Genomic DNA, 13,881 nt, shown 5'->3' with positions numbered 1-13,881 from the left:
AATTAATGTAACATATTACTATTGAGGAAGATTAGGCTGAAAGATTTGCCAACTCTTTGTTTTGATTCTCAACCCTTTTCCTATCCTTTGCCTCCATTATTAAATAACAGTAAATAAGCATAATAAATCTGAGGCTGGGGATAATGGAAATCGTTAATCCCTTAACATTTGTCACAATAATGGTGATTAACAAAATATACATGAGCCACCTTATATTATTTCCGTATAAAGATTTCAAGCGAAACATCATACCTCCTATAAGCAGAACAAAAAATGAAAGATAAACCAGACCGCCATAATGTAGCTGAATAATATACCCAATATCTGAATTAGCTTTTTTGGAAACAAAAATGTTCTCTCCGGTACCTATCAACCAACCCCATATGTCATGAGGCAAGACAGCCATTTCACCGAACAAAATATCAAAAGTACTTCCATCGGATCCGGTGGAGTTTCCTGATACAAGATCAGAGGATTGTGTAAAAAAATCAAATGCCCACGTTATGGTCTTTGCATAGTCTGAAAATAATTCGGTATTAAATATTATAAAATATAGTGAAGCACCTATTAACAGAAATATTGTAAAAAGTTTTACATTAAACTTTATTACCAAAAAATATAAAAGCCCTATTACAGCCGGGAATAAACCAATCCTTGCGTTAAATAAAATTGATATCAACACAAATGGTAAATAAATTAAATATTTAGACTTTTCCTGAGCATAATAAAGCAATAGTGTAAACACAAGCCCTTGAGTTATCCCATAACCAAAAGTTAATCCCTCAGATAAACCAAAGGATCGGTAGGAAATAAGCTCAGTAAAATCATCTGTTTTTAAGAGATGATACCTTATGCCGTCGCCCAAAGCTGGAAAAACCAGCATAGATATCGTAATAAAAGAAGCTATTACTCCAACCTTTGTCATATCCTTTAACAGGTTGTTATGATTTTTAAGCCGGTAGTATATACTTATAACAAAGTATGGTAGGATAATAGCTTGCAAAAGAAGAAATATATTAGCTCTGAAAAATATATTTTCAAAATGCCCTATTTCCCTGAATACACAGAATAGCAAAACCAACCCAAGAATTGTTAATTCCCATTTAAAAACGGTTAATAAACTTGCCCACCTTTTGCTAAGCCATATGTATATTAACGCAGGAAGAATAAGTATCTCTAATGGCGAAACTGGCAAAAACGCAAAAGGAGGATTGTATATGAATATATAGAGTAATAGAAAAAAACAGCTATATTTAATTGGAATAAAAATCTGGTTTTTATTTGCTTCTTCCAATGTCATCCCTTCTGCCTTTGTTAAAACAACTTGTCATTAATATTCCTTAACAGTGGTTAATTCCAAACTAAAACCAACTTGATAAGTGATTTGAAAAAGCCAAAAGTATATAATTTATCAAAATTTTTAGTCATTCCATCCAGAGCCAATCGTTTTGAACTTTTAAATCCTGCAAACATTCGAAAATTCCTGTAATGCCATTGTTTAATTGCTTCGTCATAGTATTCAGAATCCTTATAAAAATTAATGCATTCCAGATGAGAATTCAGCATTTTAATATTGGGCTTATCTCGTTCCTTACGTATAGGTATTCTATAGTACGATAAATACTCTTCAATATAACCAATGGGGTGTTTTTCAGTAATTCGTAAATTCATATAAAAATCCTCCGTCCATATATCCGGCCTGTAATAACCTACCTCATCAAATATATCTTTCCTAAAAAAGTTGTTTACTGGTGGGTGGAAGTTAATTAACATAATATCTTTAAATACGTAGCCTCCCTTCAAATTCACATTTGCTGCATGCGTATTCTCTTCTCTTTTATTATCAAATTCATCAATCACAATTACATTACCAAAGCACATCGGATAATCAGGATTATTCTCCATGAAATTAACTTGCCTATCCAATTTATCCAGAAACCAGGAATCATCCGATGCGCACAAAGTAACATACTTTCCCTTGGCCCATTTTATACCTTTATTTAAGGTATTTGCAACTCCAATATTTTCCTGAATTACAAGTTCAAATTTATACTGTTCCTGTAGTTTCTTTAAAATGGTGGGTGAATTATCCGTAGAACCGTCATCAATAACCACGAGTTCAAAATTTTTATAGGTCTGATTAACTATACTTTCAATGCAGTTAACTATATATCGTTCATGATTATAACACGGAACGATTATTGAAACCAAAGGTTCGTATTTCATAATTCAATTTTCAATTACCTTCAGAGTATATTAATCTACAAAGAGGTAGTTTAATATATCCATGCATATTTTTCCATTTAACATGCTAACTAATAGATATATTATATTATACTTCCGCAAAGGTCTTTATTAAATAATAATTTTCTAAAAACAAATATCATTGTCAGAAAGTATAATATATAATTCAACGCGAAAGCTATTGTTATACCTTTTAAACCAAAAAAGTTTATTCCCATATACCCTAAAACAACATAGCTAATGCTGAATACAATTTCTGTTATCACAAATAATTTAGTCAAAGCTTTAGCCAACATCAAATAACTTAATATCCATGCTGCCATTTTGAAAAAATCTCCCAACAACTGATATATAAAAAGCTCAGCCATTGTTTCGAATTGCTTAGTATATAATACATGTATAATAAAAAAGCGAAATAAATATAAAATTATGCATCCAATCAATACTGCCGGAAGTATAATTTTGTAGCCTTGAAATATTTCTTTCCTTAACTCTTTATTGGTGTGTAAAGAAGCCAGTTTAGGTAAATAATAGGTTCCCAGAGAAGTTGTAATCAGTAGTAAATAACCGTCTGACACACGCATCATTCCCTGCCAGTACCCCGCCGCATTTACCCCTAATTTATTTATTAGTAAATTGCGTAAAACAATTTGAGAAACCGGTACGCTTAAAGCGGATATTATGGCCATAAAACTAAAGTCCCAAAGTCCACGAGCCATTTTCTTGTCAAATGGTTGATTAAAATACGACCACGAAAACCAACTGCTTTTTATGATCATTATTAAAGTGACAAAAAATACTATAGACTGTGATAAAACTAAAGCATATAAAGCACCGATTATTTTATAAAAAAAAACTAAGATAACCGTAAAAATCAAACCAATAATACTTCCTGCTGTATTAACTTTAGTATATGCTTTAATTTGTTTTTTGCCATTTAAAATGGAAATAAGGAGCGAATTAAGTGAATATAAAATAATGGTTATTCCCAATACCCTTATGGGATTATCATAAATAGTGGCCTTGAATAATAACTGTGAAACAGAAGAAGCCAGAATTAATAATAATACCCCAAAAATAGCGGAGCAATAAATACTTATTTTAAGAGAGGTGCTAAAGAGTTTCTTTAATTGCAATTCATCATTTTCGTACTCCGCCGTATATTTTATTACCCCTGTATTAATAGCTCCGTTAGCAAAGGTCAATACAATGCTTATGAAATTATTAAACTGACCTATCAGCGCTACACCAGAGGGACCTGTAAATAATGCCACAACTTTAGCTGCTACAAAGCCAGAGGCTATCCGTACAAATGTAATTATTGCCGAAAAAAAAGAGGTTTTTAAAAGTTTCAAACCGATAAATCAATAAGCATTAATAGCCTTTATAACTGCATCTACTTCACCAGTGGTTAAGACAGGACTTAAAGGCAAACTCAAAACTTCACGATGAATTTTTTCACTAACGGGAAAACTATACATATTCCATTCTTTATAAGCTTCCTGCTGATGTGGTGCAATTGGATAATGAATAACGGTCTGGATTTCCCTATCCATCAAATATTCTTGTAAATGCTCTCTATTTTGTGTTCTTACAACAAAAAGATGCCATACATGAGCACTTTGCCCGCTTATCGCTGGTAAAATAACTTTATCATTTTTAATTTCTGATAAATAGCGATTCGCAATAGTTCTTTTTATATCCGTTTCCTTTTCAAGCATCTTTAATTTTACGCCCAAAAAAGCAGCCTGTAAATCATCTAAACGACTATTTATTCCTTTATACTTATTTTTATATTTTATTTCAGAACCGTAATTCCCTAATGCCCTTATGGTAAAAGCTAATTCGTCATCATTGGTTGTAATAGCACCGGCATCACCCAATGCGCCCAGGTTTTTACCCGGGTAAAAACTAAAACCAGCTGCATCCCCAAAATTCCCGGCTCGTATTCCACCAATATTTGCCCCGTGCGCTTGCGCACAATCTTCTATTACCTTTAAATTATGTTTTTTCGCAATAGTGCCGATTGTTTGCATATCACAAAGCTGACCATATAGATGAACCGGTAAAATCGCTTTAGTCCTATGGGTAATTTTAGCTTCGATTGAACTTGCACTGATGTTATAAGTTTCAATATCTGGCTCTACCAGAACAGGTACCATATCATTTGCAGATACGGCTAAAATACTTGCTATATAAGTATTCGCTGGTACAATGATCTCATCACCTTCATTAAACAATCCTAATTCTTTATAAGCCCTAATAGTTAAAATTAGGGCATCCAGTCCATTGGCAACGCCGATAGCGTGTTTAGTACCACAATAAGTCGCAAACTGTTCTTCAAATTGCTTTACTTCCTGTCCTAATATATACCAGCCAGAATCTAAAACCCGATCAAATGCCTCCTGCAGTTCCGATCTGTACTGCTGGTTTATACTATATAAATCTAAAAATTTTATCATTATTATTAAAATTTCAAATACACCACTTTTTAAAAAGTACTCATTCTGTAAACTAACTAATTGTAGCGTAGTACATTCAATCAGAACTTATAGTTTTTCTTTCAGATTCAGTTTGGTAAAATCCAAATTGACCACTTCCTTTTCTATAATATCAGGATTGTACTCCAAGATTTTCTTTTCGCTTAAAAAACCTGTTAAAACTGCTGCTGTATTAATACCTAAATGTTTACCGGTTTGAATATCCTTTCCAGTATCACCAACAAACCAATCTTCAGGCGTCACGTTAATTCTGCCTTTAATTAAATCATGCTTTTCTTGTATTTGCCCGGTTACAAATACACTTTCAACGTATTTTAACCAGCCAAAGTGATTAATTTGCTCCAACGCCTGATTTTCAGATTGCCTTGCTGTCACAATAAATAATCTATTTTTATTCTTAAGAGCAGATAAATAATCTGATACTCCTTCAAACGGTTTATCCAAAGCCAACCATTCGGGAAGTTCGATACAGGTTAACCATTCTCTTTCAAACCGTTTTATTTCATCATCTGTATATGAAAATGCATGCTGTAAAATTTCCCGATGAGTAATTTTATTTCTCTTATATAACCAATACTCATCAAAAGTCAATTTAGATGAGGGCACCATATGCTGAAATAATTGATAAAGCCTGGGTCTTGACTCTATTAAAGTACCATCCAAATCAAAAAATATATTTCCCATTGTCTTTAGTCATATGCTTCCACTCTTCCCTTAACCCAGTAGCCAATTCTGTTTCCGGTGTATCAGGTAATAAATATTGTTTCATTTTACTATTGTCAAATACAAAACTGCGCCCCTGTGCAGTACCAGGCATAGTTTCAATATTAATAGATTTACCAATAATCATGAACAACATTTTGACTAATTCACTGATTGATATTGGATTACTCCCTACCAAATTAATTGGACCAACATTACTATCCAGAGATAAACTGCTTATAATGCAATCAATTACATCTTTAATGTAAATAAATGATCTGAGTTCATTACCACTTCCCCAAATCTGTACTGGCTCTTCATTAATTATCTTTTTAATTGTAACTGGTATAATTTTTTGATATGCTTCTTCACCAGGGCCATAAACATGTCCAACTCGAAGTATATGAAACGATTTATCCTTCTCATTTGCCCAGGCTTCTATCATCTTTTCGCCATAAAGTTTTGAATAACCGTATAACGAGGCAGGTTCTATTAATGACGATTCAGATATAAGATCAGCTTTCCCATATACATCCAGTGTACTCAAATAGATGACTTTTCGTAAATTAGGTAAATCTGCTTGTAATAATTTTTCAGTATTATAAATATTTTCACCGCACTTTTGCCAGTCATTCGCCCGTGATGCGTTTTTGGGTGTATAAGCGCCTGCATGAATAATTGTATCAATCGAATTACCATACCCAGATTCCATAAAATATTCTTTTTCGAACCGGTAATCGTTATGCAACAGATATGGGGAGCTCATATTCGGAGTTGATGTTAAAGATAAAATGTTATCAATACCATAACGCGTAATAAGTGCAGCATGCAAATGCTGCCCAATAAATCCCGAAGCTCCTGTCAATAAAATCATTATAAATTTTTAATACTTTTCGCAACCTCTTCAGATTGCATCAGTAACGGTTTGGTATCCATACCTCTTAACCATAATAACCCATCTCTTAACGGATTTATTTTAACTTGTAATTTTGGAAATTCATTATACAAGGCAATATCTTTAAAAATTTCAGGTAAGTTTAAACCTGCTTCTGTAAAGAACAATACAGTGGTAAAAAATCTTGAAATATTTATCTCCGTAGGATTAGGAATTCCATTTTTGTCATAAGTCATATCCACACCAAATATTCCGTGTGGTTTATCTGATACGGCCTTTATAGTTTCTATTGAGATTCTGTCAACTTCAGAATTAGAATAAGTTTGCCCAACTTTAGTAACACCGGTAACACCCGAAACTGTTCTATTACCATGTGTCCATCCTTTGCGTATTCTGGTTTGAGCTACAACTAATTCACCTTCATGCCAAATGGATAACCAAGTTACTGTATCTGGCGTTAACATTTCAGCTGCAACAAAATCTCCCCATCCACTATATCTGTCTAACCAGCCTTTTGCAAAAACAAAGTCATTGGTAGGTAAAGCCCCTTTACCCCCTCCTCCAATTGATGAGGCTCTCAACCATATATTTCCTTTTTTATCAGCTAAATCACTAAATGCTCTTTTCAGGTCGTCCTGATTATTTATTAAATAATTTGTAGGAACTGTAATACCCGCTTCTTTGCACTTCAAATAAGTTTTATATTTATGAACACAAGTATCTATAACCTGATGATCTGGCATGAACGTTTTAACTCCGCATGCATGAATTTCATCTCTAAATTTTGAGGCATGAAAGATTTCCAAATCGTTCTGAAAATGAATTAAATCTGGTTTAACCTTATTCAATAATAACAACAATGATTTTTTATAATCATTTGAATCAGCGTAAGGTATGTAATATTTTTCTTTAGCATTAGATAATACCAGATCAGTTGGTTCACTTCCCATTCCCACAATCACTTCTTCTTTACTGCTCTTTAGAAGTGAATTGATCACGCCTTCAGAAGGTGCTCCACCAGCCCCGGCAATTAATATTTTTTTCATTTTTTATAAGTTAAAAACGCCTCGTATTCTCTGATGTAATCTTCTTCAGTGTATTTTTCTGAGGCTAAGACCAATAATACAGCACCAGAAGAAAAATTATTTAAATCCCGCCAAATTCCAGGGGGGATATAAAGACCGTAATTGGGCCTGTTCAAAGTAACGGTTTTCTTGATGACACCATCATCGAGCACTACATCAAAGCTTCCGCTTGCTGCTACAATTAATTGCTCCAATTGCTTATGGGCATGCCCCCCCCTTGTCTCCCCTCCCGGCACATCATATAAATAATAAACCCTTTTGATATTAAACGGAATTTCAACACAACTGCTTACCGGTGTTATATTTCCGGCACGATTATGAATTTTAGGAAGCTCAATTACGTTACAATTATATATGGAGGCGTTCATTTTTTTGTTTTTAAAAAGCTTTGGTAGTCTCTTTGATAATCGAACTCATCATAATTTGTAGAAGCAACAACAAAAGCTAAAGAATTGGTAGAAAAATTAATCATTTCCCTCCAAATATTATTAGGCACGTATAAACCATAATATGATCTGTTTAAGGAAAACGTTTGCTTAATACTTCCATTATCAACCACCACCTCAAAACTACCAGATATGGCAATAATGAACTCCTGATTTTCATAATAAGAATGTCCTCCTCTAATTGCTCCACCAGGAACATCATATATCCAATACGAACGTTTGATCTGAAAAGGAACATGATTATTCTCTTCTAAAAAAGACAGGTTTCCTCTTTCATCCAAAATTTTTGGAAGTTCAATAATTTTAGCAGATCCGATATTCATATTAACATTAAGCTAAGACTTCCTTAAACGCTCTTCTAGCGGTTAAAATAAAACCAACGATGAATATTCCTATCACCCCTCCCAGAACTATTCCTTTCAGCTTTCCTACTTTTACCTTTTCCAATGGTAAAATTGGAGTATCAATAACCTGAATCAATGGCGTTTCCTGCAGCAAAGACATTTTCGCCAGCTCGAGGTTTTTTACCAACTCTCCCAAAATGGCTGTATTGGCCTGTACATCTACCTGCCTGCGTTGAGAAGGTACATGAAGTGATTGAAGCAACGGATTAGCATTTGGTGCAGCGTCTATAGATGATGCTACACCTGAAATGGCCGCATTTAACGCACGTCTTACAGAATCTGTTTGCCTTTGTAATATGGCAACGTTTTTACTTGATTTTTCAGTCTTGGTCTGTATGTAAAAGTCAGATACTCCCCGTTCTAAAATCTCCACGAAATATTTAGAAAATAGTTCATTCGTTGAACTTACCTCAAGAGAAATGATACTCAGCTTTTTATCTATTTTGTTAACGGTAAGATTATTCTCTATTATCTTTTTATATAAAACTCCAAGTATGCTATCCTGTTTTAGCGTAAACTTCGAGCGATCGGTGTTAGGAAAAAAATGCATGTTTTCTAAACCCGGCTTCCCCTCCCATTTATCTCTGAATTCATTGAGATCGATATATAATTCTGCCAATGTTTCTTTTTTATCATTGACATTTACGGTGGTTAACAATGTCTTTTCTACCATCAAACGAGATTTCATCAACTCTAATAAATTATCGCCTGAAAACTCTCCTCCCGCACTTGTTCCACCTAAGTCTATACCAAATTGACTTGCTAAACCCAAAGCACTACTAAGCCCACCTCCAGATTTTTCATCTTGTAAAGCAAAACTTAGTTCTGCTTTATAAACAGGTTTTTTTACCAACGCATAAACAAATCCAGCGGCTCCTCCAATAATTCCTGCTACCAAAATAATAACCCATCTTGATAACAAATAGCGCCACCATTGCATCACTTTTAAAACTAGTTCCTTTAAAGAGACCTCATCAGCATTATTTAAAGCTTTTCCCTGTTCGATCTTATTCATAATCTTCACTGCTTTATTTATTATCTGTTAAGGCTTAATATTCCTAATATTATAGCTCCTAATGATGCTAATCCTGTTGTAAAGCCCAAAATAGTCTGAGCCGTATTATTATTGCTAATAGGCTTCTTTGGGACATAAATCTCACTACCAGGTTTTACATTGGGGTGATTGTTAAAGAAAAGAATTTTGCGTGTTCCTTTGACTGTGCCATTAGGATAAACAACGTAAGCACCCTTCTTAAATGCCTTAGGTGAATATCCACCCGCGTTTAAGACATAATCATTAAATGATTTTGACTTAATATAAACCACCGCACTTGGATAAAGCACTTCGCCGTTTACACGAACTACTTGCTGTTGTTTAGGCACCCTAACCACATCACCATCCTCCAGCAAAAGATCAATTTTTGACCCGGGAGATTTAAGGATTTTGGTTAAATCAATACCCACGTAATTATTTCTCGGCTGTTCCTGCTCCTTGAAAGCGGTTGAATCTGAATCCTTACCTGAGATCTTATCATCCCTTTTTAAGCGCTTAACCTGCTCTAGTCGCTCTTTTTCAATAGCGGCGGTATCTGCCTTAGTTTTATCTACACCCAAAATGGCTATGTTATCCCGCTTCAATGAACCACCTTCAACATCTGCGGATGCGGTAAGACCACCGGCACGAACAACCAGATCAGAAATCTTCTCATCCTTTTTAGAGATCGTGTATGATCCGGGATAAAGCACCTCGCCTTCTATTTTTACTGTTCTTTGCTTCTGATATCCTGGTAGGTTATGAACAGACACTATGTCAAATGGTTGTAATACAAAATTAATACTATCCAATTTAAGCTTACTGTCTATATCAATGCTAAATACTTCAGCAACCTTACTACTTTTGGAATGCGGATCAGAGTTATTTATCCTTCTGGCTACCTCTATACGCTTAGGGCTTGCCCCTTCTGTAAGTCCACCTGACTTCAAAATCAAATCTTCCACTTTCATATTTTCTGAAAAAGCCATTGTTCCTGGTTTTCTCACCGACCCATTAATGGTGATTAGATATTTGTTTCGCAGATCAAAAATGGAGGCTACATAAACACTATCTTCCCGCTGCAGGGGTATAGATACGCTTTTACTCATCACATCTTTTATATTAAAAGATATCATCTCCTTGCTGTTGTCTGCTTTTAAACGGGTAATTGTTCCACGGTCCATAAAGGCATCCTCCTTTAATCCCGCGGCATTTTCAATCAATTTATTAAGTGTAAGTCCTTTCTGCAATTCATATTCACCCGGTCTGAAAACTGCACCAGTGATCGTAACCCGGTTTTCAAATCTGTTAAGTATCGATTGTATAAAATACTTATCACCTCGTAAAGGAATATAATTTTTGTAATCATCCTCTATCACATCTGTTAACTTGCGCTGCTGATCACTTATTTGTGAAACCTTAATCCGAGCAGTATAAGCACTATCTGTAAACCCTCCCGCATATCCTAAGATGTCTTGCAAGCTTTCGCCGGGGACGACTTCAAATAATGCAGGAATCTTTACCTGACCAGATAGTTCAACCCTTGTCCTGTACGATGGTACACGTACAACATCCTGATCTCTTAAAGAGATGTTATCTTTCTGACTTCCTTTAACTAAAAAGTCATAAACATCAAGATGCCTAATAATATGATTATCACGGATTACTTCTATTTGACGTAAGCTACCATTTTCTGTTGGACCGCCGGCAGCATAAAGGGCATTAAAAACTGTAGAAAGTGAAGACAGGGTATACGTTCCAGGCCTTAACAATTGGCCTACCATGATCACCTTAATGCTGCGGATATTACCTAAACTAACCTGAACCGAAGTTCCGCGTCCGATAGCATAATTACTTGCCGATAACTTACTTTTTATAAGCGATGTTGCAGTTTCAATAGTTTTTCCGCCTACGTTTAATATACCTACCCCCGGAATATTGATGTTCCCTTCGGGAGACACCTCCAATTTCCAATTTACAACAGAACTACCATATACACTAATATTGAGCTGATCATCAGGGCCAACAATATAGTTAACTGGGGTTGCAACTTTCAAGTTAGGTTCAAAGCTGTTATTTTTATTCTTAAAAATATCAGCGCCAAATATTTTAGGTTTAAAATTTTCGAATAAATCTTTCCGTACCGATGTCGTATCGAGTGTATCCACCCGGTAGCTTGGCTTCCGTGAACTCATAATAATAGTATCCATTGATTTACTATTACCTCCAGGTTGCTTACCGCGAATATCCTTAATTCTGGCTTGCAGTTTTTGTACTTGCGCATTGGATAGGCCCCGAGTTTGGGCCTGCTGCAATAACTGCACATCACTCAAACCAGCAGTTTGTGCCTGCTGTAGCAATTGTGTGATTTGTTGATCGGATAGATCATCAATGTTTACAGAAGAAATATTTTGAAGATTGGTTTGCGCCGAGGCACATTCTGTAACTCCGAAACACAAACACAGGAGAAACAAAAAGATCAGAAAATTACGTTTAATCATAGGTCAAATCTATTAGAGCATGCCAAGAAACTCCAATAAGTAAAATATATATTTTGGCAAAAGTACTTCAAATTATTATTTTATAGAAACAATAAATAAGGTTTTAATTTTTTTAAAACCATTAGCTCATAACCCCGTCTTACTAAACACAGGCTTCTTCACTATCTCAATTTAACATCATTACGTTAACAATCACATTAACGTAACAGTTAGTGATTTATTTGAGACTTTGTAATATTGGCCAACCCAGATTAAATTCAGTCCTTCTACCAGCGTCCATTAACCAAATTTTAATTCACGCACTTTATTCATTAATGTAATTTTCTTTATTCCAGGTTAACCATTTTATCCATTTTTCGTACAAGGGTTAACTTATTAACTGATACAGTTGTTATTTACCTGTTATACAAGCAAATAACAACCAGTCGGAAATATTTCGCCAACCATCTACCTTATCGCTTAAAAAAAAATGTCCAGGTAATGAACAGGTGTTTATATATATTTATTTTACTATTAATTTATTCCGGAACACACGGTCAAACCTGTACCCTGAATGTTAATATAACTTCTACGGGAACGACGATTTGCGCGGGAAACAGTGTTTTGCTAACTGCGAATACTTCTGCAGGAACAGGCCCATATACCTTTGCCTGGAGCACAGGCGAAACCACCCCATCCATCAGTGTTAATAAAGAGGGTACTTATTCCGTATCGGTGACTGATAAAACACCCGGATGTCAACCAGTTACCAAAAGTATTGCTATTACGGTATCCCCTACACCCGGGGCGCCAATTGCCGGATCGAAAATAGTATGTCAGAATGATGTGGCTACGCTGACGGCTATAGGACCAGGTGGTACCTATCAATGGTATGATGCACCAACCGGAGGAAATTTTCTGGGTAGCGGTGATACTTATACTACGAATCCTATTTCAGCTAATACGATTTTCTATGTAGAAACAACGCTATCAGGTTGTACCAGCCCGAGGACAGCGGTTTCGGTTTATGTAGCCGGTAAACCTACGGTACAGGGCACAACAGTATGTGCAGGCAGCCCTGCAACATTGTCGGCAAGCGGCGGAGATAGTTACAGCTGGTACGATGCGGCCTCGGGAGGTAACCAGGTCGGTACCGGTCCAACTTTTACTATACCAGCATTGCAACAAAACACGATTTTTTATCTCGAAGCCATCGTTAACGGCTGTCCCAGCGGCCGGCTACCGGTTGTAGCTCGTGTTAGCACTCCGCCGGCCGCTCCCAAAGCATCTGGCGCTACTATCTGCAAAGGTTCAGTTGCCAGTTTACATGCCGATGTCCCGGCGGGCATTATCAACTGGTTTGATACCCCCAGCGGCGGTACTCCGCTAATATCCAGCCCTGACTTTACCACACCGGTGCTAACAGCCACTACAACATACTATGTCCAAACGTCGTTAAACGATTGTCAGAGCGACCGGGTGCCGGTAGTAGTAACAGTTAATCCTATACCAAGCCCTCCGGATCCGCAAACGGTTACTATTTGTTATGGCACAAACACTCTGCTAAGCTTGCCTGGCGCCCCTTCGGGTACTTATCAATGGTATGATGCTCCTCAGGATGGGCGCTTGCTGGCAACCGGTCTCAATTATTCCACGCCCACACTAACCCATTCAACCACTTATTATGTATTGAATGTCAATGGCGGCTGCACAAGCGACCGCTCGCCTATTCAAGTTATCGTCAGTCCAGCTGTTGAAGCCCCATCAGTATCCGGCGCGCTGATTTGTTCAGGCTCATTCGCTACGCTGACAGCCAGCGCAACGCAGGGAGCTTCGTTAGAGTGGTATGATGCTCCAACAGGCGGCACTAAATTGTCGACCACAGCCAATTTTACTACTCCTGCTCTTACTGCCAGCATAACCTATTATGTTCAGGCTGTTGTATCAGGATGTATCAGCGCAAGAATAGCCGTACCAGTTACCGTACTGCCTCCCCCCCCTGCACCAGCGGCATCTCCGGTTACTATTTGCGCAGGAGAGCGGGCATCGCTCGCTGCAAGCGGAGGCAATGGTAATTATGCCTGGTATGAC

At 36.4% G+C, this 13,881-nt stretch carries 12 protein-coding genes; 1 reads left to right on the top strand and 11 read right to left on the bottom strand.

The window, feature by feature from the left end; genetic code table 11:
- Positions 1-31: 31 nt before the first annotated feature.
- The 11 genes from AAGC65_RS09885 to AAGC65_RS09835 all read right to left on the bottom strand — a co-directional run bounded on the left by AAGC65_RS09885 (position 32) and on the right by AAGC65_RS09835 (position 11,811).
- A complete protein-coding gene (locus AAGC65_RS09885) occupies positions 32-1,300 on the bottom strand; it encodes a hypothetical protein (protein ID WP_343112280.1) in 1,269 nt (422 codons plus the stop codon).
- Between the two features lie 50 nt (positions 1,301-1,350).
- The gene (locus AAGC65_RS09880) at positions 1,351-2,226 is read right to left on the bottom strand and encodes a glycosyltransferase family A protein (RefSeq protein ID WP_343112279.1); all 876 of its coding nucleotides are present in this window, start codon (positions 2,224-2,226) and stop codon (positions 1,351-1,353) included.
- Positions 2,227-2,327: 101 nt separating this feature from the next.
- Complete coding sequence (locus AAGC65_RS09875) at positions 2,328-3,599, bottom strand: O-antigen translocase (protein WP_343112278.1); 1,272 nt, start codon at positions 3,597-3,599, stop codon at positions 2,328-2,330.
- Between the two features lie 9 nt (positions 3,600-3,608).
- On the bottom strand, positions 3,609-4,706 hold the full coding sequence (locus AAGC65_RS09870; protein ID WP_343112277.1) for a DegT/DnrJ/EryC1/StrS family aminotransferase: 1,098 nt from the start codon (positions 4,704-4,706) through the stop codon (positions 3,609-3,611).
- Between the two features lie 87 nt (positions 4,707-4,793).
- Positions 4,794-5,429, bottom strand: a complete 636-nt coding sequence (locus AAGC65_RS09865) for an HAD hydrolase-like protein (protein WP_343112276.1) — start codon at positions 5,427-5,429, stop codon at positions 4,794-4,796.
- Positions 5,410-6,321, bottom strand: coding sequence for an NAD(P)-dependent oxidoreductase (locus tag AAGC65_RS09860; protein WP_343112275.1), 912 nt, complete (start codon positions 6,319-6,321; stop codon positions 5,410-5,412). Before AAGC65_RS09860 ends, AAGC65_RS09865 begins: the two co-directional genes overlap by 20 nt.
- Entirely contained in the window at positions 6,321-7,388 is a 1,068-nt protein-coding gene (locus AAGC65_RS09855) for a hypothetical protein (protein WP_343112274.1), read from the bottom strand. The genes AAGC65_RS09860 and AAGC65_RS09855 overlap by 1 nt, the downstream gene beginning before the upstream one ends.
- Positions 7,385-7,795, bottom strand: a complete 411-nt coding sequence (locus tag AAGC65_RS09850) for an FdtA/QdtA family cupin domain-containing protein (RefSeq protein WP_343112273.1) — start codon at positions 7,793-7,795, stop codon at positions 7,385-7,387. Before AAGC65_RS09850 ends, AAGC65_RS09855 begins: the two co-directional genes overlap by 4 nt.
- On the bottom strand, positions 7,792-8,196 hold the full coding sequence (locus tag AAGC65_RS09845; protein WP_343112272.1) for an FdtA/QdtA family cupin domain-containing protein: 405 nt from the start codon (positions 8,194-8,196) through the stop codon (positions 7,792-7,794). Before AAGC65_RS09845 ends, AAGC65_RS09850 begins: the two co-directional genes overlap by 4 nt.
- A gap of 7 nt (positions 8,197-8,203) precedes the next feature.
- On the bottom strand, positions 8,204-9,292 hold the full coding sequence (locus AAGC65_RS09840; protein ID WP_343112271.1) for a lipopolysaccharide biosynthesis protein: 1,089 nt from the start codon (positions 9,290-9,292) through the stop codon (positions 8,204-8,206).
- A 20-nt stretch (positions 9,293-9,312) separates the two neighbouring features.
- On the bottom strand, positions 9,313-11,811 hold the full coding sequence (locus tag AAGC65_RS09835) for an SLBB domain-containing protein (protein WP_343112270.1): 2,499 nt from the start codon (positions 11,809-11,811) through the stop codon (positions 9,313-9,315).
- 480 nt (positions 11,812-12,291) lie between these two features.
- Between AAGC65_RS09835 and AAGC65_RS09830 the strand changes: the two genes are divergently transcribed.
- On the top strand, positions 12,292-13,881 hold a 1,590-nt coding region (locus tag AAGC65_RS09830), incomplete at its 3' end, for a hypothetical protein (protein ID WP_407940663.1).

Source organism: Mucilaginibacter sp. (genome assembly GCF_039207105.1).
Classification (GTDB): Bacteria; Bacteroidota; Bacteroidia; order Sphingobacteriales; family Sphingobacteriaceae; genus Mucilaginibacter.
This window is presented reverse-complemented; position numbering and strand designations above follow the sequence as displayed.